Annotated in this window: 1 protein-coding gene; it reads right to left on the reverse strand. The window is 64.7% G+C overall.

Annotation, left to right across the window (positions count from 1 at the left end):
• Window positions 1-19: 19 nt before the first annotated feature.
• A partial coding sequence (locus C5F46_RS16225; RefSeq protein WP_107326317.1) for an IS630 family transposase occupies window positions 20-890 on the reverse strand: 871 nt, incomplete at its 5' end.

The following is an 890-nucleotide window of genomic DNA, read 5'->3' on the forward strand; positions in this document are numbered from 1 at the left end:
GTTCCGAGTCCGACATTTGCTACCGATTTCCCCTGATTTGGTCGAGCGCGTCGAGTGCGCGGCGCTCTCGGGTAATGATGTCCTCGGCGGTTTTGCTCCAGACGAAGGGCTTCGGCTTGGCGTTGTGCTGGAGCAGGTAGTCGTAGATTGCGCCTTCGAGATCGTCGACGCTGGAGTAGCTGCCGCGGCGGATGCGCTTTGCCGTGATCTCGGCGAAGAAGCGCTCGACGAGGTTCAGCCAGGACGCGCTGGTGGGTGTGAAGTGCAACTTGAACCGGGGATGCTTCTCCAGCCAGGCCTGCACCTCGGGCGTCTTGTGGGTGGCGTAGTTGTCGAGAACCAGATGGATGTCGCGCGGTTTCTTCACGGCCCGGTCGATCCGGCGGAGGAAGGTCAGGAACTCCCTTGCGCGGTGGCGGGGCATGCAGTCGCCGATGACCAGGCCCGACTTGACGTCCAGCGCGGCGAAGAGCGTGGTGGTGCCATGGCGCTTGTAGTCGTGGGTCATGGTGGCCGCGCGCCCCTTCTTCAGGGGCAGGCCCGGCTGCGTCCGATCGAGCGCCTGGATCTGGGACTTCTCATCGACGCAGAGCACAACAGCCCGATCCGGCGGGTTGAGGTAGAGCCCGACGATGTCGGTGACCTTCTCCTCGAACATAGGGTCGTTCGAGACCTTGAACCCCTTCACGATATGCGGCTTCAGCCCGGCATCCGCCCATATCCGCCCGACGCTCGACGGCGATATGCCCACCGCCTCGGCCATCGTCGTGCGGCTCCAGTGCGTGGCATTGGGCGGCGTCTCCTGCACGGTCTTCGCGATCACCTTCAACCGGATCTCCCTGGGAAGCGGCGGCACGCGCGAGGGCCGCGTCTTGTCGCGCTTGAGCCCC

Origin of the sequence: Phaeovulum veldkampii DSM 11550 (genome assembly GCF_003034995.1) — a bacterium.
Classification (GTDB): domain Bacteria; phylum Pseudomonadota; class Alphaproteobacteria; order Rhodobacterales; family Rhodobacteraceae; genus Phaeovulum; species Phaeovulum veldkampii.